The 24,508-nt window shown below is 70.4% G+C and carries 23 protein-coding genes; 15 read left to right on the top strand and 8 right to left on the bottom strand.

Annotated features, from left to right (window positions below):
- Window positions 1–73: 73 nt before the first annotated feature.
- The 12 genes from ACQEVG_RS14335 to ACQEVG_RS14280 all read left to right on the top strand — a co-directional run bounded on the left by ACQEVG_RS14335 (window position 74) and on the right by ACQEVG_RS14280 (window position 8,587).
- The gene (locus tag ACQEVG_RS14335; RefSeq protein ID WP_432982425.1) at window positions 74–418 is read left to right on the top strand and encodes a hypothetical protein; all 345 of its coding nucleotides are present in this window, start codon (window positions 74–76) and stop codon (window positions 416–418) included.
- An 8-nt stretch (window positions 419–426) separates the two neighbouring features.
- Window positions 427–771 carry a hypothetical protein gene (locus ACQEVG_RS14330; RefSeq protein ID WP_432982422.1) on the top strand — a complete coding sequence of 115 codons (345 nt, stop codon included), beginning with the start codon at window positions 427–429 and terminating at the stop codon, window positions 769–771.
- 23 nt (window positions 772–794) lie between these two features.
- Complete coding sequence (locus tag ACQEVG_RS14325; RefSeq protein WP_432982419.1) at window positions 795–962, top strand: hypothetical protein; 168 nt, start codon at window positions 795–797, stop codon at window positions 960–962.
- Between the two features lie 130 nt (window positions 963–1,092).
- Window positions 1,093–1,224 carry a hypothetical protein gene (locus ACQEVG_RS14320; RefSeq protein ID WP_432982416.1) on the top strand — a complete coding sequence of 44 codons (132 nt, stop codon included), beginning with the start codon at window positions 1,093–1,095 and terminating at the stop codon, window positions 1,222–1,224.
- A 261-nt stretch (window positions 1,225–1,485) separates the two neighbouring features.
- The gene (locus ACQEVG_RS14315) at window positions 1,486–2,160 is read left to right on the top strand and encodes a hypothetical protein (RefSeq protein ID WP_432982413.1); all 675 of its coding nucleotides are present in this window, start codon (window positions 1,486–1,488) and stop codon (window positions 2,158–2,160) included.
- A 71-nt stretch (window positions 2,161–2,231) separates the two neighbouring features.
- Window positions 2,232–2,426, top strand: a complete 195-nt coding sequence (locus ACQEVG_RS14310) for a hypothetical protein (protein ID WP_432982410.1) — start codon at window positions 2,232–2,234, stop codon at window positions 2,424–2,426.
- 152 nt (window positions 2,427–2,578) lie between these two features.
- The gene (locus tag ACQEVG_RS14305) at window positions 2,579–3,259 is read left to right on the top strand and encodes a hypothetical protein (protein ID WP_432982407.1); all 681 of its coding nucleotides are present in this window, start codon (window positions 2,579–2,581) and stop codon (window positions 3,257–3,259) included.
- Window positions 3,256–3,693, top strand: a complete 438-nt coding sequence (locus ACQEVG_RS14300) for an SLOG family protein (RefSeq protein ID WP_432982404.1) — start codon at window positions 3,256–3,258, stop codon at window positions 3,691–3,693. Before ACQEVG_RS14305 ends, ACQEVG_RS14300 begins: the two co-directional genes overlap by 4 nt.
- Before the next feature lie 271 nt (window positions 3,694–3,964).
- A complete protein-coding gene (locus ACQEVG_RS14295) occupies window positions 3,965–5,896 on the top strand; it encodes a recombinase family protein (RefSeq protein ID WP_432982401.1) in 1,932 nt (643 codons plus the stop codon).
- Entirely contained in the window at window positions 5,878–6,555 is a 678-nt protein-coding gene (locus tag ACQEVG_RS14290; protein WP_432982398.1) for a uracil-DNA glycosylase, read from the top strand. Before ACQEVG_RS14295 ends, ACQEVG_RS14290 begins: the two co-directional genes overlap by 19 nt.
- Window positions 6,552–7,571, top strand: coding sequence for an N-acetylglucosamine kinase (locus tag ACQEVG_RS14285; RefSeq protein ID WP_432982395.1), 1,020 nt, complete (start codon window positions 6,552–6,554; stop codon window positions 7,569–7,571). The genes ACQEVG_RS14290 and ACQEVG_RS14285 overlap by 4 nt, the downstream gene beginning before the upstream one ends.
- Before the next feature lie 95 nt (window positions 7,572–7,666).
- Window positions 7,667–8,587, top strand: a complete 921-nt coding sequence (locus ACQEVG_RS14280; protein ID WP_432982392.1) for a sirohydrochlorin chelatase — start codon at window positions 7,667–7,669, stop codon at window positions 8,585–8,587.
- 95 nt (window positions 8,588–8,682) lie between these two features.
- Here ACQEVG_RS14280 and ACQEVG_RS14275 read toward each other — a convergent pair whose 3' ends face one another.
- The 3 genes from ACQEVG_RS14275 to ACQEVG_RS14265 form a co-directional block, all read right to left on the bottom strand.
- Window positions 8,683–9,732 (bottom strand): lactonase family protein, encoded by a 1,050-nt coding sequence (locus ACQEVG_RS14275; RefSeq protein WP_432982389.1) that lies wholly within the window; start codon window positions 9,730–9,732, stop codon window positions 8,683–8,685.
- Between the two features lie 70 nt (window positions 9,733–9,802).
- On the bottom strand, window positions 9,803–10,942 hold the full coding sequence (locus ACQEVG_RS14270; protein WP_432982386.1) for a nitric oxide synthase oxygenase: 1,140 nt from the start codon (window positions 10,940–10,942) through the stop codon (window positions 9,803–9,805).
- Between the two features lie 130 nt (window positions 10,943–11,072).
- Window positions 11,073–12,575 carry an FUSC family protein gene (locus ACQEVG_RS14265; RefSeq protein WP_432982383.1) on the bottom strand — a complete coding sequence of 501 codons (1,503 nt, stop codon included), beginning with the start codon at window positions 12,573–12,575 and terminating at the stop codon, window positions 11,073–11,075.
- 326 nt (window positions 12,576–12,901) lie between these two features.
- Between ACQEVG_RS14265 and ACQEVG_RS14260 the strand changes: the two genes are divergently transcribed.
- Window positions 12,902–13,741, top strand: coding sequence for a VWA domain-containing protein (locus tag ACQEVG_RS14260; RefSeq protein ID WP_432982380.1), 840 nt, complete (start codon window positions 12,902–12,904; stop codon window positions 13,739–13,741).
- A complete protein-coding gene (locus ACQEVG_RS14255) occupies window positions 13,738–14,550 on the top strand; it encodes a hypothetical protein (protein WP_432982377.1) in 813 nt (270 codons plus the stop codon). Before ACQEVG_RS14260 ends, ACQEVG_RS14255 begins: the two co-directional genes overlap by 4 nt.
- Before the next feature lie 35 nt (window positions 14,551–14,585).
- On the opposite strand, the gene ACQEVG_RS14250 is transcribed toward ACQEVG_RS14255, so the two are convergent.
- The 4 genes from ACQEVG_RS14250 to ACQEVG_RS14235 are packed head-to-tail and all read right to left on the bottom strand — an operon-like array spanning window position 14,586 to window position 22,679.
- A complete protein-coding gene (locus tag ACQEVG_RS14250) occupies window positions 14,586–15,524 on the bottom strand; it encodes a hypothetical protein (RefSeq protein WP_432982374.1) in 939 nt (312 codons plus the stop codon).
- Window positions 15,521–16,654 (bottom strand): hypothetical protein, encoded by a 1,134-nt coding sequence (locus tag ACQEVG_RS14245; protein ID WP_432982371.1) that lies wholly within the window; start codon window positions 16,652–16,654, stop codon window positions 15,521–15,523. The genes ACQEVG_RS14250 and ACQEVG_RS14245 overlap by 4 nt, the downstream gene beginning before the upstream one ends.
- Window positions 16,651–20,079 carry a hypothetical protein gene (locus ACQEVG_RS14240; protein ID WP_432982368.1) on the bottom strand — a complete coding sequence of 1,143 codons (3,429 nt, stop codon included), beginning with the start codon at window positions 20,077–20,079 and terminating at the stop codon, window positions 16,651–16,653. Before ACQEVG_RS14240 ends, ACQEVG_RS14245 begins: the two co-directional genes overlap by 4 nt.
- Complete coding sequence (locus tag ACQEVG_RS14235; RefSeq protein ID WP_432982365.1) at window positions 20,076–22,679, bottom strand: hypothetical protein; 2,604 nt, start codon at window positions 22,677–22,679, stop codon at window positions 20,076–20,078. The genes ACQEVG_RS14240 and ACQEVG_RS14235 overlap by 4 nt, the downstream gene beginning before the upstream one ends.
- 205 nt (window positions 22,680–22,884) lie before the next feature.
- Here ACQEVG_RS14235 and ACQEVG_RS14230 point away from each other — a divergent pair, with 205 nt between their 5' ends.
- Window positions 22,885–23,667 (top strand): septum formation family protein, encoded by a 783-nt coding sequence (locus ACQEVG_RS14230; RefSeq protein WP_432982362.1) that lies wholly within the window; start codon window positions 22,885–22,887, stop codon window positions 23,665–23,667.
- 10 nt (window positions 23,668–23,677) lie between these two features.
- Here the strand turns inward: ACQEVG_RS14230 and ACQEVG_RS14225 are convergent, their stop codons facing one another.
- Entirely contained in the window at window positions 23,678–24,460 is a 783-nt protein-coding gene (locus tag ACQEVG_RS14225) for a trypsin-like peptidase domain-containing protein (RefSeq protein ID WP_432982359.1), read from the bottom strand.
- Window positions 24,461–24,508: the final 48 nt, after the last annotated feature.

Genomic DNA, 24,508 nt, shown 5'->3' with positions numbered 1-24,508 from the left:
CACCCACATGGGCCAAGAGTGGGGCCAAAACAACTCGGCGGAGTGGGGCCAAAACTCACCGGCGAAAACAATCGTGGATCTGAAGACCGGCAAGAGGCCGCCCAAGACCCCGGCCCAGTTCGAGACGTACGCGGCCCTGACGCAGGTGCGGTACGGCCTCACGCCAGAGCACGGCGTGCCCTTCATGAACCGCCGGGCCACCGTCGGCAAGCCCTTCGATCTGGCGCAGGTGACGCCCAAGAGCGTCGGCCAGGTCTACGGCGACGCCTGGAAGCAGATCCAGAGCGGGGCGTTCCCCGCCAACGGCTACGACCGCGAGTGCTTCATCTGCGATGTCAGCGCCGCGTGCGCTGCCAAGAACGGGCCGCTGGCCCATCTGTACGACCCCGACCACCCCGAATTCCAACCCCCTTACTGAGGAGAGACGTGGCAACTCTCGAAGAGGTAGAGAACTTCAAGCTGGTCCGCTACGGGACGATCACCGTCGTTGTGGGCCTGGCCCTGATCATTGCCCTGATCATGGGCTGCATCTGGGGCTTCAAGGCGTTCGGCCGCCATCAGGCGGTGCTCGATGCCGAGAACACGGTCAAGAAGACCAAGATCTCGATTGAGGACGCCCGGGTGAAGGCGAACAACGAGGTTCAGCTCACCGACCTCCAGATCAAGAACCAGACCCAGCGGGTCAAGGTTGCCCCCAGCAGCAGGCCCAGATCCGCCTGGAGAACGCGCGCGGCATCCGCCACGCACAGGACGAGATCGCCAAGACCCTGACGCCCCTCTACGTCCAGTTCGAGATGACGGAGGCGCTGAAGGACATCGCCAAGTCCGGCAAGAACAACACCGTGATCTACATCCCGGTCGGCCCGGACGGCCTCCCGGTGGTGGCTGACACCAGCCAGAAGGGCGCTCACCGATGCCCGGCAAGAACAGCACCAAAGGCAAGTCCATGGCCGCAGATCTGAAGAAACGCGGCGCAGAGAGAACCACGGGGCGCTGCCCCTGGGGTTGCGGACGGGCCATCGCCAACGGCGGTGGCCCTCTGCTTTCCCACCTGGGCCAGTGCAAGGGCCGCCCCACGGCGGTGCGTCACTGATGGCACGCACCTTCACAGCCCGCTTTGACAGCGAGTGCAACGGGTGCTTCAACACGATCTTCGAGGGCGACGAAGCCGGGTGGAAAGACGGCGAAGTCGTCTGTGAGCGGTGCCTCGAAGACGACGACTGATGCTCCCCAACTGCGACTGCGGCGCCTGTTGCGAGCAGTGCGGCCATGAGCCCAACTGCATCCGCAACGAGAGCAGCGATGACGACGACTGAGGGCCTGATCTGGCACTCCACCCTACGGGCAACCGTGGGGCTTGTTGTTTCCGGGGGCGTCGTAATCGACGCCCCTCCCTACGCCCGGAGATGGGCACTTGGCAGGCCAGCAGCGGAGCTGCTGAACGACTCCCGGGCGGATACCGCCTGGATTCCCAAGGAGATCTGCATGACCGAAGTAGCGCCAGAAGGCGTGGATGAGAGCGGCTGGGAGGCCCCCGAGCGTGACGCGGCGGTCTCGTACCCCGAGTCCCCAGCCAATCCGCACAACCACCGCTACACACTCTCTTACGACCCGCAGAAGCCGCCGTTCCTGGTGGTGCGGGCGAGCACCATTCAGGAGCTCCAGGACGCCTTCCAGGAGCTGGAGGAGGGCGGCGTGTACGCCGCCATGGGCAACGCCTGGCGGGTCATGAAGGCGCAGGCATCGGTGGGTGCGGGCCTGGGGCCCACGACGCCTGTTTCGGCGCCTCCCGCGGCCGTACAGCCGGTTCCTCTGCCGCAGGCACCGCAGGCCCAGTACCCGCAGCCGGCGCAGACGCAGCCGGGCGTGCCGGGCACGGCACCTGCCCAGTGGCAGAACGTCGGGGCTCCGCCCCCGCCTCCGCCTGCACAAGGCGGATTCAACGGCGGCAGCGGCAACCGTGCCGAGCCGAAGCCGCGGCCTCCGTGGCCGCAGGTCTTCCGTATCTCCATCGCCCGCGGCGACACGTCCTTCAAGGACTACCGCGCCGCGAACCAGCAGTACTTCAAGGGCAAGGTCGCCTGGGCCGGAGGCGGCGACTACTGGATTCACGGTGAAGTTGTCCAGTCCGTGGCCCAGTGGAACCCCGTACCCGCGTGATGACGTCCGTTCCGTGGACCTTCTCCCTCTTCTCGCGCCACACTCAGTGGCGAGAGGAGAGGAGGGGAGGGATGGACGAAATCAACCCGGCGCTGTACGAGCGCCTGGCGGAGCGCAAGCTGGTGCAACAGCAGCTGTACGGCCCGCCATCGGGCCGCTACCGGTCCAGGCTGGCCAGCGCGCACACCGACAAGCTGCCGCTGTTCTGGATCGCGTACTTTGTGATCTTCGCAGGACTGTCCTGGTACTTCGGACAGCGCCTGTAGATGCAGACTCTGTCCCGCTCCGTGACGCGGGGGGCCATCGGCAAAGAGCCGCTGCCCCCGCCTTTGCGTCGTGGGCCAGTCAGGGGATCAAGTTCCGGCGGGCATCGGTCTCGATACTGGCCGGGCTCCCTGGCCCCCACAAGACCCGCGTCATGCTCAACGCCGTGGTGAACATGCGGGTGTCCACCTTGGCCTTCAGTACCGACTCCAGCCAGGACACCATCGCCTCGGGCCTGCTGGCGATCAGCACCCGTACTCCGACCGAGGTCACTGAGGAATGGCTCCGTACCGAGCCGGATAAGTGCAAGCGGCTGCTGAGCGCGTACGACTTCCTGCGCTGGGAGTTCATGCCTGACCCCACGATGGATGACATCTGGCTGAGTGCGTACGCGTATCACGAGACCGAGGGCCGGTACCCGGAGCAGATCGTGGTGGACATCGCCTCTGACGTCGGCCACGACACCGGGGGTGATGAGTGGGCCAATCTCAGGGACCTGCTGCGGCAGTCCAAGGTCTTGGCCCGTGAGACAGAGGCTCACGTGCTGCTGGTCCACCACTGCGCTGACAGTGAGCGCACCAAGCGACCCTGCCCGCGGCGTTCGGACATCCACGGCAAGGTGGCCGCCATCCCCGAAGTGATCGTCACGTGCGGCCTGACCCTCACCGACGATCTGCACACGGCGTGCGTCAAGAACCGTCACGCCAAGGCGGACCCCGCCGCAGACAACCACTTCCCCATGACGCTCGATGCTGCGACCTCGTACGTCGGGGACTACGTCAACCAGCCCCGCGTGTACGCGGGCTGGAACCCCGGCGAAGGAGGCTGGGATTGAGAGTCATCGTCACGGGCTCCCGCAAGTGGACGGACAAGGCTGCCGTCTGGGACGCCCTGAATCAGGTCTACAAGGAGCGCGGCCCCTTCAGGGTGGTGCACGGCGCGTGCTCCACCGGAGCGGACGCCTTCGCCCATGAGTGGGTGGCCGTTGCCAGCCGGCTCGTCTATGTGGAGGAGGAGCAGTTCCCCGCCGCGTGGGACCGCGGCAAGAGAGCGGGGCCGGAGCGCAATGAACGCATGATCGAGGCCGGGGCCGATTTGGTCCTGGCCTTCCGGTCCAGCCGGGAAGCCTGGGATTTCCACCGGGGCCCCAGCAAGCGGGACAGCGAGCCCATGAATCTGCTGGTGCCGCCACCGCGGCACATCGCAGAGGCCATAGCCCGGTGGAAGCCGGGCCTCTGGGCCGAGGAGAACGACACACCCCGCCCTTGAGGGGCGGGAAGGAGGAGCCGTGCAGGACGGTGCAGCCAGAGGGGGCGAAGCAGGCGAGTAGCTGAAGCGCCACTTCGCCGACGACCCCAAACCAGAGGTCCGCATGGAGTGGACCATCAACGAAGAGCACGACGAAGGCGGGTACAACCGCCTGCTACAGATCCTCTTTTCGCCACGGCCTGACAGACCCGCCGCCTAGGATGCCCACACACAGGTGATCCCGGCGGTGCAGCAACACCAGCCGGGATCTGTCAGTCGTGAAGGGACCGACGTGACCAAGACTCTCACGCTGAGAGCAGTGGACTACCTCAGGGTGTCCACCGAGGAGCAGGCCAAGGGCTACGGCGTGCAAGCCGCTGCCAAGAAGACCACCAAGCACATTGCCCGCAAGGACTGGGAACACGTAGGCACCTTCGCCGATGAAGGGCTCAGCGGGTCCCTGGAGGCGCACGAGCGGCCCCAGCTGAAGCTCCTCATGCAGCAGGCCCGGCAGGACATGGTCGTGGTCTCCGAGGGCCGCGCCATCGGGCGCACTGGCCGCGCCTTCTGGCGGTGGGTGTGGGAACTCGAAGAGCTCGGGGTGTACGTCGCCGTCGTCAAGGGCGACTATGACAACTCCACGCAGGACGGCCGCAAGAAGATGCGCAAGGACGCGGACTACGCGGAGGAAGAGCGCGAGATCATCCGCGAACGCACGCAGGGCGGCATCCAGGAAAAGGCCGAAGAGGGCGGCCACTTCGGTGGCAACCCGCCCTACGGCTGGCGCATCGAGGACAAGGGCAAGCTGAAGCTGAGCCGTCTCGTCATCGACGATGACGCCGCCGAGGTGCTACGCGAGGCGTACCGCCTCATGGTGGGCGAGCGCATGAACATGCGTGAGGCGGCACAGGAACTCATTGCCCAGGGGAAGCCCTCCCCGCATGGGGGCAAGTGGTCCGCCAACAGCCTGCGCAAGATCCTCAAAGGCACGCCCGTCCAGGAGGGGGTACGCGTCTACCGCAGCCCCAGGAGCGCCACCGGGACGCGTGGCACCCAGCTTGACGCCGCGGGCCGCCCCGTCTGGGGCGAGACCGTCACGGTGGAACTGGATCGCATCTTCACCGAGGAGGAGGTGATCGAGCTCAATAACGCCATGGAGCGCACCGCGCGCAAGTCCTTCAGGAAGGGCGGGGCCGCCCACCCCCTGAGCAAGCGCCTCTTCGGCGCATGCGGCAAGCATTACACGGGCGTGAACCGAACCGACCGGTACGGGCGTTCATACCGATGCTCAGGCAAAGTCGAGCTCTACGCCGGCCAGCCGCGTTGCGGCTGCTCTCAAGTCGATGCTGAGGCCCTGGAAGCCAGGGTCTGGGGCGAGGTATGCAAGCTCCTCCAGGACCCGGACCGGCTTCAGACCATGGCCGGAGACTGGGCCGATATGGCCCAGCGCAGCGGCGTGAACCATGAGGACCGCATTGCCGAGCTGGAGAAGCAGATCAGCGGCCAGGACGCCGCGATCACCGCGGCGGTCGTCGCTGCCGCCAAGGAGCAGGACGCCGCAGCCGCCATCGGCGCGGCCGTGGCCCAGCTCAAGGAGGAACGGGCCCGGCTGAACAGCCTCCTGGAGGAGGCCAAGGCGTGGCACAGCGAGTCTCTGGCCGCCGGCCAGAGAGCCCGGGACCTTCAGGCGCTGGCTGAGATGGCCCGGGAGCGGCTGCACGACATGCAGCCGGGCGAACAGGCCGAAGTTCTGGCCCTGGTGGATGTGAAGGTCACCCTTCTGGGCGAGGTGCCCGTGAAGGTGCGTGACGATGACCGCGTGAGCGGCTGGTTCCGCTCACGCGGTCGCGTCGTGCCCGAACTCACCGACGCCACATGGGCGCTTGTCGCGCCCATCCTGACGGCCAAGCGCCCCGGGCGGCCGACCCTGGACCCGCGTACGGCGCTGGACGCCATGCTGCACAAGGCCCGTACCGGCTGCACCTGGCGGGACCTTCCCGAGCAGTACGGACCATTCGGCACGGTAGCCAGTGCCTTCAACCGCTGGTCCAAGTCGGGCCTATGGGATCAGGCCCTGGATCTGCTGGCGGACGTTCCGGGCACTACATTGCCGGGGGCTGTTGCCCTGCCTCCACTTCAGGTGGAGGGGCGGATCGATCCCCGCCTACTCATTGGCGAACAAGTGACACCTGGAGAAACCCGCCCGTGGCAGCACGACCGTTGAAAGAAATCGTCGAGCCGGGGTGGGCCGACGCCCTCGCGCCAGTGGCCGAACGCATCGCCGCGATGGGCGACTTCCTGCGCACGGAAATCGCCGCGGGACGCACCTATCTGCCCTCCGGGCCGAATGTGCTGCGGGCCTTCCAGCAGCCCTTCGATCAGGTGCGCGTCCTGATCGTCGGTCAGGATCCGTACCCCACGCCCGGGCATGCGGTGGGGCTGAGCTTCTCGGTGGCCCCCGAGGTGCGGCCGGTGCCGGGCAGCCTGGACAACATCTTCCGGGAGATGCACGCGGACCTGGGGCACCCCCGCCCTTCCAACGGGGACCTCACGCCCTGGACGAAGCAGGGCGTGCTGCTGCTCAACAGGGCGCTCACCACCGCTCCCCGCAAGCCCGCCGCGCACCGCGGCAAGGGCTGGGAGGAGGTGACCGAGCAGGCCATCCGGGCCCTTGCCGCCCGCGGCAAACCCCTGGTGTCCGTGCTGTGGGGACGTGATGCCCGCAATCTGCGCCCGCTGCTCGGCGATCTCCCGGCGATCGAGTCCTCGCATCCGTCGCCCATGTCGGCGGACCGCGGCTTCTTCGGCTCCCGCCCGTTCAGCCGGACCAATGAACTCCTCGAACGCCAGGGGGCGCAGCCGGTCGACTGGCAGCTTCCGTGACCCACGGCCGCGGGAGCTGGGTGCTCGGGGTGGACTCCGGCGGCTCCGGGCTGCGTACGGCGCTCGCCCATGCGTCCTCCGGGGAGCAGGCCGGGACCGCCGAGTCGCGCGAACCGGTACGCACCGGCAGCGGCGGCATCGACGCACAGCATCTGCTGGACCAGCTGCTGCCGATGGCGCGCGGTCTGCTGGAGAAGGCCGGCGGCGGCACAGTGTCCGCGGTCGCGATCGGCGCCGCCGGAATGGCGACGCTGGGCGGCAGGCTGCGCGCCGAGCTGCCCGGGGCACTGGCCGAGTCGCTGGGAGTACGACGTCTGGCGCTCGCCGCCGACGCGATCACCGCGTATGCCGGGGCGCTCGGCCAGCGTCCGGGGGCCGTGGTCGCGGCGGGCACCGGAATGATCGCGATGGGCACGGATCTGTCTCAGTGGCATCGGGCCGACGGCTGGGGCCATCTGCTGGGCGACAGCGGCGGCGGCGCGTGGATCGGCCGGGCCGGTCTCGAGGCTGCGCTGCGCGCCCACGACGGGCGACGGGGAGGCTCGCCCGCGCTGCTGGCCCGGATGACATCGGTGCTGGGTCCGGCCGAGGAGGTGCCGGGCATGCTCTACCCGCGTTCCGACCGGCCCGCGGTGCTCGCCTCCTTCGCGCCGGAGGTCGGCCGGTGCGCGGCGGACGGCGACGAGGTGTCCACAGGCATCCTCGCCGTGGCCGCCCGGCATATCGCGGAGGCGGCCGCGGCGGTCTGCCCGCCCGCCATGGGTGCACCGGCCGCCACGGGCGCACCGGAGGAATGCCACGTCGCGCTCACCGGTGGGCTGTTGAAGCTGGGGGATCCGCTGCTCGTACCGCTGAGGGCGGAGCTGGCCCGGCAACTGCCGTACGCACGGCCGGTGTCCGCGGCCGGCGATCCGCTCACCGGCGCACTGTCCATCGCGGCCGCCCTCGCCACCGATTCGCTGCGGCTGCCGCTGCATCCGACGCTGCTGCATGTGCCGACAGAGCTGGGCGGTTGAGGCGTACACCATTCATCGGATAAATATGGACAGATGACGCTTGAGTGCCCCCTCCCCGAACAGCGGTGACCCGAAAACCAGTAGCATGCGGCGCCATGAGCTCCCCCACTGGGCCCGCACCCGGCCTGCCTGTACGAATGCCGCGACCCCGCCAGTCCGGGCGGCACCGCCGCCCGGAACCCGTGGCGGCTCCTGAGGGCGCGCCCGCGCTCGTGCTCGCCGTTCCTGGCGCTCCCGCGCCCGCCACGCGCAGCCTGGCCGAAGAGGTCATAAGCATCGCTCGTTCCGAGCTGCCCGGCCTCGAGGTGGGTATCGGCTACCTCGACGGAGACGACGCCGAGTACCCCACGCTCGAAGGCGTCCTCGCGCACACCGCCGCCCGGCGCACCGAGCGGTACGAGATCGCCAGGGCAGCCGGCCGTGACGTGGCCGCGCCCGAGGGGCCCGCCGCCGTGGTCGTGCCGCTCCTCGCCGGACCGGACAACGCGCTGATGCGGCGCATCCGCCACGCCGTCATGGACAGCCGCGCAGCGGCCGAGCTGACGGACGTCCTCGGCCCGCATCCGCTGCTCGCCGAGGCCCTGCACGTACGCCTCTCCGAGGCCGGTCTGGCGCGCGCCGACCGCGCCCGGCTGTTCACCGTGGCCACCGCCGCCGACGGCATCATCCTGGCCACGGTCGGCGGCGACGAAGCCGTCCAGGCCGCCGGGATCACCGGCATGCTGCTGGCCGCGCGCCTCGCGGTGCCGGTGATGGCCGCCGCGCTCGACCAGGAGGGCGCGGTCGGCGCGATCGCCGACCAGCTGCGCGGCTCCGGGTCGGTGCAGCTCGCCCTGGCCCCGTATCTGGTCGGTCCCGAGCTGCCCGAGGGTCTGCTCGACGCCGCCGCGAAGGAGGCCGGCTGTGCGGCCGCCGAGGCGCTCGGCGCGTACCCGGCGATCGGCAAGCTGGTGCTTTCGCAGTACACGACGACGCTGGGCATCAGCCCGCAGTCGCAGGGTTCGTCCTCTCTCTGAGGCCGTCGCGCCGCAGCCCCTGAGGTGCTGCGCCGCGTATGCGGAAGGGCCCGCACCACGAGCGGTGCGGGCCCTCGCGCTGCACGGTCCCGCGGTCAGGCGAAGATCACGCAGGAGGCCGCGGGGGCGGACAGGGAGCCCGCCCGTTGCGGAATGCCACTGTGCGGGTCGATGTCGAACCAGGTGACATCCCCGGAGTGCTCATTGGCCACGTACAGCCTCCGCCCCGTCGGGTCCAGGGCCAGGTCGCGCGGCCAGCGCCCGCCGCACGGCACCGTGGTGACCAGCTCCGCCTTCTCGCGTGTCGTGTCGAGCGTGAGCACGGCGATGCTGTCGTGGCCGCGGTTGGCCGCCCAGAGGTACCGGCCGTCGGCCGAGACGATGACCTCGGACGGGTGGACGGGCCCCGTCACGCCGTCCGCCACCACCGGCGTCTCAACGAGCGGTTCGAGTTCCCCGGCGTCCGCGTCCCAGCGGCAGACGGTGAGGGTCGCCTCCAGCTCGTTCAGCACATAGGCGTGGCTGCCCGCGGGGTGGAAGGCGAGGTGGCGCGGTCCGGTCCCGGGGCGCAGCGCGGTCTCGCCGTGCTGGGTCAGCTCGCCCGCGCGCGGATCAAGTGCGCAGATCCGTACGGAGTCGGTGCCGAGGTCGACACCGAGCACCCAGCGCCCGCTCGGATCGGGCAGCACCTGGTGCGCGTGCGGGCCGCGCTGCCGGTCCGGGTGCGGGCCCGCGCCCTCGTGCTGTAGTACGCCGCTGGTGGCGCGCGGCTGCCCGGCGGGCCCGACGGGCAGCACGCTGACACTGCCCGAGCCGTAGTTGGCGGTCACCAAGTGGTCCCCGGCGAGCGTGAGATGGGTGGGCGCGTCGCCGCACACCGGGACCGTGGCGCCGATCGGCCTGGGCGTTGGACCGCTGACGTCGAAGGCCGCCACCGCCCCTTGAGCCGTTTCGGAGACGGCATAGAGGACGGGACCGCCGGACCCGATCGCGAGGGCCAGGTACGAGGGATCCGCGACGGCGTCACTGAAGCCCGTCTCCGTCAACGCGCCGGTCCGTTCGTCCACGGCCACGGCGATGATCCCGCGGCCCCCTGCCGAGGTGAACGACCCGATGAACGCCCGCCCGGCACCCTTGTCACCCACAGCGCTTCCCCTTTCCGCCCACGTCTGCGCCCACTGATCGCGTGCTGTCCGGCCGACGGTAGCAGGCGGTCTAGACCAACTCGGTCCGTTCTCCCCCTTCGCCACGGGCGCGTGCCTGCGCCTCGGGGTGGTGGACATAGGCGGGCCGCCACTGGGTGGTGTCGTACGTCCGGTGGAAAACAGGTGTCGCGGAGCCCGAGATCGGCGGCACGATCCACGACCAGTCGGCGCCCACGGTGCGGCCCCGGCTCGCCTCGCGGTCCAGATGGGTGAGGAAGCGGCGCGATTCGGTGTGGTGGTCGGCGACCGTGACGCCCGCGCGGTCGAAGGAGTGCAGCACGGCGCGGTTCATCTCGACGAGTGCGCGGTCCTTCCAGAGCGAGCGGTCGTCGCTGGTGTCGAGGCCGAGGCGCTCGGCGATGACCGGCAGCAGGTCGTAGCGGTCGGTGTCGGCGAGGTTGCGCGCGCCGATCTCGGTGCCCATGTACCAGCCGTTGAAGGGTGCGGCCGGGTAGCAGACCCCGCCGATCTCCAGGCACATGTTGGCGATGGCGGGTACGGCGTGCCAGCGCAGGCCCAGATCCGCGTACCAGCTCTCCTCCGGGTGGTGCAGCTCCACTTCGAGCACGGCGTCGCGCGGCAGCTCGTAGTAGCGCGGCTTGCGGTCGCCGTCCTCGATGACGAGGGGCAGCAGGTCGAAGGGTGTACCGGGGCCGCCCGACCAGCCGAGGCCGAGGGCGAAGTCGGTGAGTCCGGCGTTGCGCGGGTCGCCGACCGCCGCGTCCCGCGCGGAGCCGTAGCACGCGTACCGTACGAGCTGCTCGTTCCAGATCCGCGGCCCCGGCCGGTAGGGCGCGTCCGGAGCGAACACGGTGATCAGCGGGCGGATGCGACCGCCGTTGGTGGCCTCCCGCAGATGCTGGGCGGATTCGCGTGCCACGGAGTCGGCGTCGTCGATGTGCCTGCGGTCGCGTATGCGCAGGGAGCGCCAGTAGAGCCGGCCTATGCAGCGGTTGCTGTTGCGCCAGGCGACGCGCGCCCCGTAGTCGAGTTCGGCTCGGGTGTGGCGGTAGGTCCCGGTCTCGTCGATCTCCGCGCGTACGGCGGCGATCCTGGCCGTCGGATCTCCCGGTGCCTCCTCCCGGTGGAAGAGCCGGATGAAGTCCTCGGCCTCCTGGCGCAGTTCGGATCCGAACAGAGAGTTCTGCATGGTGCGCACCCCCGGGCTCCTGGAGGGACGTACGTGGATGCCGCTGTGGTTACCCCTTGAACATACTGATCCACCCTGTGTGTGCCGGAGGAAATTGCCTCATTCACAGGCACTGTGTCTATTCCCCAGGTCAGGCAGGAACGAGGGGGGCTCGCGGAGAGGTACGCAGGGGCGCGTCGAGCTCCGCGAGCGCCTGCTCCAGCGCCTGGAGGTGACCGAGTGCCGCCTCGGCGCCAGGGTGATGCTGCGGCGCCGGTACGGAGCCGAGGGGAGACCCGCTCTGCCGGGTCGCGGGCGGCACCAGGGCGTGCACGGCGGCTTCGACGCGCCGACAGGCGGCGGCCAGCCGGGCGTCGTGCGAGGCGGCCGGGTCGGCGGCCACGGCGGCGAGTCCGCGCACCTCGCGCGCGCAGTCGTCGAGCAGCACGATCACCTGGCGGGCGCGGGCCTTGCGGGCCCGCAGCGGGCTGAGCGGGTGGACCAGCGGCGCGACCGACATCCGTACCCGGCCGAGCAGCAGCTCCAGTTCGGCGGCGAGCGGTGCCGGGTCGGCCTGCTCGTCCCCGGCGAGACGGCGCGCCGCCGCGGTGGTGCAGCCGTGCACGCAGTGCAGTGCGCGCCGGATCCAGGCGTCGGTGGCCGCGTGGGTGGTGACGGGCAGAATCAGCGCGACGCCGAGTGCGGCACCGAGCGCGCCGACCGCCGTCTCCTGGAGCCTGAGCAGCAGCAGGCCGGGGTGCAGGACGCCGAGGAGTCCGTACAGCAGTCCCGCCATCACGGTGACGAAGAAGATCATCCAGCTGTACGAGGGCGCGGCGGTGTAGAAGATGCCGAAGACGCAGACCGCGACCAGGGCGGCGGTGGGCGCGGGCGCGCCCGCGATCGGGATGGCGATCAGCAGACCCGCCGCGATGCCGGTGACCGTGCCCACGACCCGGCGGAAGCCGCGGACCAGGGTCTCGCCGCGCGATGCGGTGTTGACGAAGATCCACCAGGCGGTGCCGACGGCCCAGTACCAGCGGTCCGGGGAGATCAGCTGCCCGGCGGCGAGCGCGATGGCGCAGGCGACGGCCGCCTGGAAGGCCTGGCGGGTGGTGGGGCGGGCGAGTCCGCGGCCGGGCAGTGGGACGGGCGCGAGGGGCGGCGGGGTACGCCGCTCGATGCACCACAGCCCGAAGCGGATCACGGAGGTGGCGGCGACGGCCAGCGCCACCGCGCCGTACAGCTCGGGCAGCTGGGCGGGTACCGCGTGCAGGAACTGGGTGATGAAGAACATCATGAACGCGAAGATCCCCAGCGCGTGTCCGCGTGGGCCCCAGCGCCTGGCGTAGACACCGCAGAAGACGACGGCGAGCCAGGCGGCGGCGCGCAGCAGCGGATGTCCGTGCAGCGTGGTCGCCAGCGCGAGCACGGGGAAGCCGACGGCGGGCAGCAGAGCCGTGGTGACCGCCTGGCGTCGCACCGTCGGGTCGCCGACCGTGAAGAGCGCGAGGAGGGCCGCGAGACCGCCGGTGATGGATGCGATGAGGGAGAGCCCGGCAAGTTCCGCCGCGGCGACCGCGAGGCCGGTGCCGAGCACGGCGCGCGTCGAGACGCGCAGTCGCGCACGCCCGGGATCGGGAGCGACGAACATCCTCCTCAGCACTGACTTCCGCCCCTTACTTCACCTCGGCATGAAAAAGGCGCCGCGGAATCCGCAGCGCCATCGACGGCTACATCACAGCATCCTCGGCCACAGTGGCACAAGCGATGCTCGATCTGGTGGGCCATTGGTACAGCAAACCATGATCATGACTCGCCAGAAGGACGCCAACGGACCATGCCGGTGAGACGGAGTCCTGCCCGCGAACCCCTTCGGCGACGCCCCTTCCTCAGCGGTTCGGGTCCCTTGTGCCCCGGGGGCGGACAGCGCGAAGCTGGACAGCCACGACAGAACAGGGCACTTGGGGGGAAGTTCTCGTGTACGAACAGGAGATCAGTCGGCGCAACCCGGGCTGCTTCCTCTTCCTTCTCGACCAGTCCTACTCGATGGGGGCTCCGATATCCGGCAGCCCGGCGCCCAAGGCATCCGCACTGGCCTCCATGATCAACGAACTGCTGTACGCCATCGTTCTGGAGTGCACAAAGGACTTCCAGGAGCTGCCCCGCCATTACTTCGACGTCGGGGTGATCGGCTATTCCGGGACGGGGGTCCGTCCCCTGCTGCCCGGCACCTCGCGCCGTCACACTCTCCTTCCGGTGCACCAGTACGCGGGCACCGGCCGACTGGTCGAGCACTCTCACACACTGCGCAGGCCGGACGGGACCGTGGTGGAGGAGCGGGCCACGGCACCGGAATGGATAGCACCGCTCAACTCCGGGACGACACCGATGTGTGCCGCCCTCGGCATGGCCCACAAGATCCTGCGCGGCTGGGTGAAACGGCACCGCTCGTCGTTCCCGCCGATCGTTCTCAACATCACGGACGGCGAGGCCACCGATGGGGATCCCCGCGGCGAAGCCCGGCGGATCACCCGGCTGGCCACCTCCGACGGCGCTGCGCTGCTGTTCAACCTCCATCTGTCGGAGGCGAAGGGGGAATCGATCCCCTTCCCCGTCGTGCCGCCCCCCGGAGTACCGCAGGCAGCGCTGCTCTTCGAGATGTCCAGCACACTGCCCGGCACGCTCGTGCAGGCCTCGGGGTACGGAAACCGGATCCGGCCCGGTGCACGCGGCTTCGTGTTCAACGGGGGTGCCGCATCCTTGATGGACTTCCTGCGCATCGGTACCAGCACCACATCCCTGATCGGCGAGCATTGAACGAGCTGGGTCCCCCGCCGACCCGAACCGTGCTGAGGTGCGAGGCCCTCGTCGTCCCCAAGGGGCGGGCGAGTGAGTGCGAGGACGCGCACGCCTGGAATGCCCACCGGGCAGCGGTCTGCGACGGTGCCTCCCGGGCCTTCGCCTCGGGACGGTGGGCCACCGTGCTCGCCCAGGAGTTTCTCGTCACCGAGCTCGACCTGTCGGGCGGGAAGGAGACACGCGTCCTCGACGGCTGGCTGGCACAGATCCGGCGGCGCTGGGACGAGCAGACCGCGTCGGCCACCGATGTGCCGGTCTATGTACGCGATGCCCTGGCCCGCGGGTCGGCCGCGACATTCCTCGGCGTGGAAACCCATGACGTGAGTTCGGACCTACCGGGCGCCACACCGTTACTGGAGTACCGCGCGTTCGCCGTCGGGGATTCGTGTCTGTTCCATCTCCGTGACGGATGGCCGGTCGAGGTCTTTCCCCTGGACCGGGCCGAGCAGTTCGACACCCATCCCGCGCTGGTGCCGACCAGGGCCGAACTGCTCGGCTCGCTCGAGCGGGTCCTCCGCCTCACCTCGGGTGTCTGCGGCCCGGACGACACCTTGCTGCTGGCCACGGACGCGCTCGCGGAGTGGGCTCTGCGGTCGGCAGGCGGCTGCAGCGGGGTCTGGACCTTCCTCGAAGGCGCGGACGAGGCCGAATTCGACGCCAGAGTAAGAGATTTGAGGGAGAAGCGGATGATGACTGCGGATGATGTGTCGCTGATCCGGTGCAGGGCGGTCTCCACCACGTCCGCCGCGGCGGACGCGGGCGCCTGAGGCCCTGCCGGGAGGTTGGAGGTGTGGCCGGGAGGTCAGGGGTGCGGCGGGCCGCCCGCGTCACAGGCGCGCAGGACATCCTCCAGCGGGGGCACACCGGCCGCCGGCCCGGCACACAGCTGGGCGAGGCGTTCCGTGAGCCGTCGAACCGCGGGGTCGGGAGAGCGCCGCAGGCCCTTCCAGATCCTCGTGCCTCCTGGGGACAGCAGGTCCTCGCGGGTGAAGAGAAGGTTCTCGCCGGCTCGTCCGATGTCCCAGAGACCGGGGTCGGCCGCGAGCGCGCGCATCGAGAGCAGGATCACCAGGGCCGAGAAGGAATCCGCGTCGGGTCCCCAGTGGCTGATGTCCCGGTGCGGATGCTGATAGTTGCGGTGGCCGAACTCCGCGGGCGGCAGATGCGCGGCGAACGGCACCCAGACCGCGTCGAGGTCGACCAGGACGAGACGCAGGTCGTCGTCGACCAGGACATTGCCGTGCTGGAGGTCGCCGTGGCAGATCCGCGAGGAGGCCAGCTGCGCCAGCGCGATCCGCCAGTTCCCGGCGAGGTGGCACAAGGCCGCCGGGTCGTCCCGGACGCAGGCCACGGCTTCGTCCAGGAGTCTGCCCTCGACCCAGGGCATGAGGACGACGGGCCACCAGCGGTCCGAGAGCCTGATGCCATGCTCGACCCACTCGGCCTCGACCAGTGGACTGCCGTGGTCGACGGGCTTGGCGTGCCGGTGGGCGACCAGCGCGCGGTACCGTTCGCCGCCGGAGGCGGGCTCGCGGGACATGCAGCGGATCGCGATGCGTTCTCCGTCGCGGGTGCGGGCCGCGAAGACGATGGCGTTACGGCCGGTGGAGGTCAGCGGCATGCCACTGGCGCTGAGCTGGATCTCGCAGTCGGTCAGCCGCGGGTGGCTGAAGGCGGTGCCCGGCCTTCGTACCGCCGAGGCGTACTGCTGCTTGGCCGGCCAGGGCGTCGGGGCCGTCATTCCTTGCCCCGGTACACCACACGGCCGGGAAACACCTGATCGTCGACCCGCAGCCACAGCCGCAGGCAGGTCAGCGTGTCACCCGGTCGTCCGCCGGCGCCGAGCCGGACGTCGTCGCCCTGGGTGTGGCCGCGGGCCTCCCGGTAGGGCCGGGCGGGCAGCACGGCTTCCACGTTCCGGCCTGTCGCCCGCATCTCACGGCACAGATCGAGTGCCACGCCGTGAGACTCCTCCGCCAGACGCTGCCACCAGCTGCCGGGGGCACCGGGAGGCAGGTGCGTCACGGAACAGACGGCCTCGTCCGCGGAGACACAGGCACGCAGGCGCTCGGTGCTGTCTTGGGCGGAGCGTTCCATCAGTTCCAGCCGCCGGCTCAATTCACCACGGTAGGCACGGCGCACCTCGTCCGTCACGAGCTGCGAGGATCCCCCCGTCCACAGACGGTCGAGCAGATGGCACAGGGCTTCGTCGTACTCGCCCAGCGCGAGCACCAGCTCGGCGAGGTCGCGCAGTTCCACGGAGCTCTCGCGAGCGGTACGTATTCCGGGCCGCCCGTCCGCGGACGGCGGCAGCAGCTCCTCGTCGGCCCAGCCGCGCAGGGTCCGCCACGGGCCCTCGCCCGGCCGGTCCACTTCCGCGGCCCGGCGCCGCCACGGCGCCGCGTACCGCTCGGGCAGTCTGAGCAGGGTGAGATGGAACCAGCGGCGGACCCGGTCCTTGTCGGCCCTCGGACCGTCGGCGTCCGTATCGTCACCGGGGAGTGCGGCTCCCGCCGCGAAGTCCTCGGCCTGGGCGGACGTGGCCAGTTCCCGGGCCAGGGCGGCGATGCCGGTGACCGGTGCGGGCGGGGGCTGCGCCGGCATGGGCGGAAGCGTGGAAGCCATCCCGGACGGCACCTGACGGGCCGTGCGCGCCGGGAACGTGAGATCCGGCAGCCGGTCGAGCTCGGTGAGCAGGGCCGCGCATGCGACAGCTCCCTCGTCCAACGGCGCGGCGGCGAGGGCGGCACGCAGGATGCCGCGCAGCCCGTCGAGGCCCGCGGCGGCCACCGCGGCGATCAACGACCCCTCGGTCCCCAGCAGTTCCTCCCACGGGCCGCGCCCCTCGGCGTCCGACTGCGGCGCGGTCACTGCAGGCCCGCGAAGGGATCGTCTTGTTCGTCCCGGTCCTTGTCCTGGACCGTCATCAGATGCCGGAGCACCCGCCCGGGCTCGCGTTCGACCTGCACCAGATCACGTGCCTGCCAGTACGGGATTTCCGCGACGTGTACGCGAAGGGCTCCGTCGGAGTCGAGGGAGGCGACGAACAGCGCACGTGCCCCGGGGGCGGTCTGTGGCCGCGCGAGCCGGCCGAGGGTGATCGTCTGTACGGAGTCCTTCTTCCGGGAGACGACCCCGAACTCCCACTCCCCCGATCCCGGGGGATCGGGAAGATGGCTGCTCACCATCGCACGACGGGCGGGTGCGTCGGCGGCGTCGGACTCGTGGAACGTCTCGGTGAATTCGCGGCCGGCGCTGAAGACTTCCGTCCCCTCACCGGCCTGCGCGGAGCCGGCGATGGTGTAGTTGACGCATATCGAGAGCGGTAGGCGGTCGGGCCGTTCGCCGCGGCCCAGCAGCCCCGTCTTGTGCATCCGCTGCCACACATTGACGGACGGGCCCTGGGAGCCGACCGTGAAGTGCGGTTCGCCGTGGGAGAAGTGGGCGAACACATCGAGGTCGACGGTGATCTCGTAGCGAACCCTGATCCGTCCCGGCCACACGCGTCCGTCGAGGACCGCGTCCGGCCGGCCCCCGGGAAGCGGGCGCCCCGGCTCGGGGCACTTGAACTGGCCCCAGGTGATGTTTTCCGCACCTTCCCTGACCCGGACGATCCGCACGGCGTCCTGGAGTTCCGTGGTCTCCCGCATGCGTACGGCAAGGACGGGCGGCTGTCCATGGGTGTGGGTCAGATGGTGCAGCACATCGTTCGCGTGAAACAGGGAGAGGTCGCCGATCCCGTGCGCCAGCGCCAATTCGAAGCGGCACGGCAGCGAGAAGAACAGGTTCTCGACATCGATCTGCACGACCGTGCGCCCCTCGTTCAGGGCCTGGACGGCTCCCGGGGCCGTGAACGCGGACTGGCGCACATGCTCGGCCCAAGCGGCTCCGATCGAGGTCGCCGTCTTGGCGTACTCCCGTTCCACCTCGATGTTCGCCGGATCCCAGTCGAGTTTCCGGCCCCGCCCCAGCCGGCTCGCCAGCACATCGCGCACCAGCGGCATGGCGCTGGTCTTGCCCGTCAGCACCACCCGGTCGAGCGGTTCCTCCGTCAGCAGCCGCCCTCGCAGCATCCCGTCCGCGAGGTCGGCGACATTCCTCAGATGCGGTTCGACGAGTTCCCGGAATCCGGCCGCGTCCAGTTCGAACGCGATGGATTCGCCGGGGCGCCGACCGGCCCCGGTGGTCCCCGAGCCGAGGCTGTCCAGCAGACCGGAGAGCTCCTGCTCGCCGAAGCGCATCGGCGACGGCTCGGTCCCCGCGGGGAGCGCCGAGCCACCCAAGTGGATCTTCGTCTGGTCGGCGAGCTTCCACAGTTGCTCGAATGTCCAGCGGCGTTGGTCCTGTTCGCTGGCGGCCGCGTTCTTCCAACGGGTCGGCACCGCGGCCTCCGCCAGCCGCCGGGCCGTGGCCTGCAGTTCCGGCTGCTGGGCGCGGGTATGGGCCGCCAGCCGTCCCGGTATGTAGTTGCCCGCCTCGTCGAGGTAGCTGGCCTTGGCGGCCTGCAGCTCCGAACGGAAGCGCTCGGGGTGCAGCGCGAGCAGCCGGTCGGCGAGCTCGGACTTCAGCCAGTGGAAAACCGTGAGGGTGAGCAGATCGCCGCCGAGCCTGGTGTGGCCGCTCGACCCGCGGATGGTCGGGGTCAGCGTGTAATGCCGGCCGAGCCGGTCCGCGTCGGAGCGGGCGAGCACATCGAGCGGTGTGGTGTCCCGCAGGGACAGGGTCAGCAGCGCCATGTCGCAGGTGCCGCCCCCGACGTCCAGGGCGAGGATGTTCTGCGTCCAGGTCGCCCGCTGTCCGGCTGGCCGGGAACGGGCGCGGAACGCCTCGACCCCGATGTTGAGGTCGCCGCCGAAGTCCCTCATCACAAAGAACATGACGGCCGCGATGGCCTCGTCGAAGTGCATGGACACGCGGCCCACGCCCAGCCCGTCGGACACGAGCGACTTGAGCCTGCGCCGGACGTCCGGGGTGGCGACGGTCGGATAGGTCAGGACCAGGTCGTTGAGTCTTCCGGAGCCGAGCCGGCCGTGTGCCTGCCCGGCGATGTAGCGGTTGGCCCGTTCGATCAGATAGGCCAGTGCGGACTGGATCAGGGCATCCGAGGTGAGGGGCGGATGACCGGGCAGATCGTCGATCGTCCGCGGGTTTCCCAGCCGTATTTTCAGGCCGCGGAAGGCCGCGAGGGGCGCCTTCGGCGCGATGCCGGACAGCGTCGTCGCCGAGCCCGGCAGCCTCTCCGGTTCGCCCAGGCGCACGGTGAGCGGGTTCGTCGCCAGCACCTCGAGACGGCTGGACACATCTGCCGTACCGTCGCCGAGTTCGACGGGGAACAGACGCATCTGCTCCAGCGGCGGCTCGGCGAAGGCCGCGTCGTAACAACGGTGCAGACGCAGCGCCAGTTCGGTACGGAGCAGATTGGAGCAGTCCGGGAGCCGCTGCTCCAGAAGCAGGCACAGCCGGAACAGGCCCTGGGCACCGGTTTCCGAGCGGATGCGGTCGGCAAGGGCCCTGGGATCGGGTGGGCCGACGCCGTCCATCCCGGCGGCGGCGAGAGCCAGTACGGACTCCCACTCGCCGACGACGATGTCCGGGTACGGCTCGCCCAGTACATGGGCCAGCAGCCCCGCGCGCAGGCGCTCCACCTGCGCCGGTGAGAAGGGCTGCTTGACGTGGATCAAGGCGTCGTACAGCGTCACGGTCGAGTTCGACGTCCCGTAGTCGATCGCGGCATGCCCGAGGTATTCCCCGTCCTCGGACTCGGCGGGCTCGGGGCGCTGGTCGGGCTGCCATGGCGGGGGCTGCGGCGCATGTGTGGCGCTCTGGGCGGCGGGGGCGCTCGGTGGCACCGCCTCGGGCGCCGCGAACGACACCGCGGTTTCCGTCCTCGCCCGGTAGGGGATGCCCCTGATCTCACGGCCGGTCAGCCGGTCGATGTGGAAGTACTCCACCTCGCACACGAGCCGGACCCACGCGATGCCGTCGGTGCTCACAAAGCCCGGGTGGGCGACCGGCGGCGCCTGTACGTCGAGCGTCCGATCGAGGCGCCGCCCGCTGGGATCGACGCTCCGCCACGCGGCTGCCATGTGGGCGCCCCAAGCGTCGGCCGACGCCCCGCCGCTTGCCGGCGGCAGATCGTCCGCCCGGCAGGTGAACCGCTCCACCCAGATGGGGCCGGCACCGGGCTCGCCGAGGTACATCCGCAGGGCGGGGAGCCGGTACCGCCCCTGGGCATCGGGCCGCAGGCGCGTGACGCCCTGGCCGTTACCGCTGACGAATCCGACATCGAGCGTCATGACATGCCTCCCCCGTGGAACACGTCCCCGTACTGTGCGCTGTCCGGGTCGACGGCGGCGCCGAACGGCGATCCGGCCGGACCGGAGTCCCATGCGCTGCGCTGCCATGAGTAGACGGATACGTCGGCGAGCAGCCGCAGTTGCTCCATGAACCGGGCCGATCCCGGCTCCCCGGAAGTGCCGCCCGCGACGGCGGTGACCAGGGCGTGGGCCAACTGTCCCGCGCGCAGTTCGGCGATGAAGGAGTCCGTCTCGTCCCTGAGGCGCTTCGACACCGTGCGCTGGGTCGCCGCCAGCCTGGTCAGCGACTGGTGGAGCACCATCGCCGTCAGGTCCCGCCGATGACGCGCTATCGCGGTCTGGTGCCGGGCCGCCGAGTCCGCGCTGGAGCCGAAGGGGCTGTCGGGGTGCCAGGGAAGCAGGTGGCCCATCCGCAGCGGGAAGCGGTCCCGCAGTTCGTCCTCGTCCCCTCCGGTGCCCGGGGCCGACGCGTCATGGAGGACCTTCTCCGCCTCGTCCCGCAGCCACTGGAAGGATGTCGCACGCGACAACCGGCGAACCAGCCCGGGTCCGTCGGGGCCGGACCGCAGCTGCTCGAAGGCCTCCGGGGTGATCACCGTGCCCAGTTCGCGCGCCGCCTGGACCACCCGCTGCTGATGGGCGAGGAGCCATGCCTCGACCGCCGCCAGCAGCCGCCCGGCGTTGCGGGATTCGATCTCCCGGCACGAGTCGCGGAAGTCCGCGAAGAGTTCATCCGTACGCAGCGGCGCGGGTCGGTCGCCCAGCAGATACCGCGGGTCCACATGCTCTTCGTGCACGGCGTCGAGCAGCCGGCCCCAGGAAGGCCAGGCGTAGACCTTCTCCGCCGCGTCCCGCTCCACCTCTTCGAGAAGGGTCGCGCCCGGTGCGGTGCCCTCCCACTGCCGGTGCAGGCGCCGTGCGTCGAGAAGTTCCGTACCGGCCGTGTCCCGCACCGCCGACCATACGGAGATCAGTCCCGTAAGCCGCCGGCGTACCTCGGTCTCGGCGCGGTGGTCCGCACGGTCCTGGCCGCCGGACGCCTCCAGTGCGGCATGCAGCTCCTTGAGCGCCCGCGCCGCGTTGACGCGCCGGTCGGCGAACTGGCCCATCCGCAGGGCCACTCCGTGTTCCGTCACATGGTCGAACAGACAGCGGCGCAGTCGCGCCAGACCGCCGTCGTCCGCGAAGGCCGTCAGCATCCGGCCGAGACCGCTGCCCACGTCGTCGGTCTCCAGCCGCGCGCCGACCGCCCGCCACAACGCGGCCGACCGATCGGCAAGTGGCAGCTGGGTTTCGAGGTGGCGCGCGTCCCAGAACTCCCTGCCGACCCGCTCGCGCCAGCCGCCCACGCTGAGTGCCCGCATCGCGGAGGTGAGGAGGATCCGGTCGTCGCGTCCCCGCGCGACCAGGCGCCCCGCGCCGGCGAGCAGGTCACGCAGCGCCGGGGTCCCGTCGAGGAGCCGTTCCCGGGTCAGCGGCTGACCGTCGTACGCCAGGTAGGGCCCCAGTGTCGCCTCGCTCACCCGCAGTTCGTGGAAGCGGCTGATCACCGCGAGCACGGAGTTCTCCATCGCGTCGGGCCGCTGCGCGGCCTGCCAGATGCGCATGATGCGCTCCGGCGTGTCCGTGGCGCCGCCGGTGGTCTTGAGCAGGATCAGCAGTGTGTGTACGGAGCGCAGTTCCGCCCCGCAGACGTACCGGTCCCGTACCGCGCTGAAGGCGTTGTTCAGTCCGGGGAAGTCGAGAAACAGCAGCTCCCCGCCGGGGAAGTCGTTCAGGTCCCATACAGAGGGGGCCACGTGGACTTCCCGGACGACCCTGCGGACGAGCGGCAGTGTCGCCCTGAGCAGTTCGGCGGTGATCCCGTTGCCCGCGGTGCGGGGATCCAGCGCGCGGTATTCGGCAGGGCCGGGCAGTACGACCGCGGACCGGGCCAGCGTTTCGTTGAGCTCCGCCGTGAAACCGAGCAGCGGGCGGCCCAGCGCGCGAGCCCGGTTCAACGCCTCGTCCATCAGGTCGAGTTCGCCGAGCACTCCTGCCATCGGTTTGGCGAGGTCGCCGCTGAGGTGCGCATCGCGGAAGTGAACCAGCTCCCGGCAGTCGGGGTCCTGGAACTCCACCTGCCGCAGCTGCGCCGCCGTCCGCGGGTCCAGGCCGCTGTCCTCGGCCTGGTCGGCAATGGCGTCGCGCAGGTGCCGCAGGTAGGCGAGCGCCTGCGGCTCGGTGAAGTACTCGACGCGTACGGCCGATTCCGAGGATGCACGGGCCTCCGGCCCCGCCGCCTTCGCGTGGATGACCGTGACATTGCCGGTGACCGCTTCGTCGCCGACCGGTAGCAGCTCGGGCAGGCCGAGGAGCAGTCCGAGCAGCAGCGACTTCCCGGCGCTCAGCTCACCGGCCAGCCCGATGCCGAACGGGGACCGCGCGCTCTCCGCGGCCTGCCGCAGCGCTTCGAGCGCCCGGCGATGGGCGCTTCGTACGGCCGGGTCGCTGCCGGCCCCGACCGGTTGATGACGTATGAGCAGTTCGATCAGGCCTGACGCGTCCAACGCGCACCGTGCCAGCTCCCCCAAGGACACGCCGAACCTCCCGCCCCCCGCCGGCCGCTCCCACGGCCGGCGCACGATCCGCCCCGAGTGGTGGGGCACCTACCGTAGAGCTCTGGAATGTCCGAAGAGAGCCGGATGGGAAAAGAATCTTATTCTTTGTAAGGATCAAGAACTTCCTCCGTATTTCTTCGCCATGTCCCCTCGGCGAAGCCGGGCAGCCGTGCACCATGAGTGCATGGCGCCGCCCGATGCCCAACCACCCGAAGAGCCGCGGCAGGAGCCGCCGTACTGGCCCTGGCCCGGCGAGCAGATTCCCTATCGGCGCGCCGAACACCCCACTGTGGACGCGCACTTCACGGAGGACTCTCCGCCACCGCCCCGGCCCCGGCGCCGCTGGCTGCCGGTCGGGGCAGTGCTGGTCGCGGTCACGGGTATCACCACCGCCGCCCTGCTGCTCACCCAGAGCGGCGAACCCGGCCCCGACGACAGCGGCGGCACCACCGGACTCTATGGGCCGGGTGACGACATCACACCGAGGACCAGCGAGCCCTGGGAGACGACCAGCGAGCCCCATCCGCCGACCGATCCCCCCGACTCGTCGTCCCCGGTAGACCCCACACCCACGGAGGACGACGAGCCCTCACCCCCGGTGGAGACGCAGGAGGTGTACGTGGACAACCTGTCCGTGGGGGACTGCGTCGACGAGGCGGAGCGCACCAGTTACTACGTGATCGTCCCGTGCGAGGGCGAACACGAGCGGCAGACACTCGACTTGGCGACCCTCGACGACCGTGCGGAGTACCCGGGCGAGGAGGTGGTCGCCGAAGAGGCCCGTGCCCTGTGCTGGGACTCGTACAGCCTGGCGTCGTCGGACTGGCCTGCCGAGGAGGAAGAGCTGCTCTACTACGACAAGGTGACGCCCAGCAGCTCCACCTGGGCGGAGGGGGACCGCACGGTCATCTGCCTCCTGAAGACCCTCGACGGGAGCCCGCTGCAGAAAGACTTTCTCAGCGGCTGAGAGGCGCCGCTCAACTCCCGGCGGGTGAGCGGAACCGGTCCGGGACGACCGCCAACCGCACTCCCAACACGATCCCCGTGCTCCCCGCGTCCGGCACATCACGGCGCCGGTCGAGCGCGCCGACACCGGTCAGGATGCCCACCGCGCGGCCGGTCCGCGCGGCGATCACCGCGGACCCCGACGATCCGGGTGGCGGTGCCGGACCCAGCATGGTGACCAGCCCCGCCTCCTGCGACTCCTGGACGGTGAGATCCAGCGACGCCTGTACGGTCGACACGGCTCCGCCGACGAGCCAGCCCACCAGCGTTGCCCTGTCGCCCGGTTCCGGCATGTCCCACTGCGGCTTCGCCACCCAGGGCCAGACGTCGGACGAGTGGAACACCGCGATGTCGTGCTCGGCGCTCCGATAGGCGGGCGACAGTTCCAGGGTCCCGCCGTCGGGCAACTTGACGCGGTAGGCGGCCCCTTCGTGCGTCACGTGCGCGGGCGCGACCCAGACGCCCTTGCCGATCTGGAGCGCATTCGCCATGCCGCGGGGCGCCCCGTTCGCCGGTCCGCTCAGGAGGGGACGAACGGCACGCGACACGGCCCGGGCACCCATCGGGGCGACGACATCGGCACGGAGCACGTTGGTGCCGGACAGCACCGCGATCACCGCCGCCGCGGGCGACACCCAGGTATCCAGTCCGATCACGGGCGCCAGACCGGCGAACACACCGGCGGTGACAAGTATCAGCGGGGCCGCCCCACCCCTGAGATCCGCGGCCATTCGCCGCGCCCCGCTCAGCCTCATGACCATTCCCCCCGGACTGGACCGTGGCACCTACGTTAGCCGTCGCGT

Source organism: Streptomyces sp. CA-135486, from assembly GCF_050936555.1.
GTDB lineage: Bacteria > Actinomycetota > Actinomycetes > Streptomycetales > Streptomycetaceae > Streptomyces.
The sequence above is the reverse complement of the archived record's forward strand: the minus strand, read 5'-3'. Positions and strand labels throughout refer to the sequence as shown.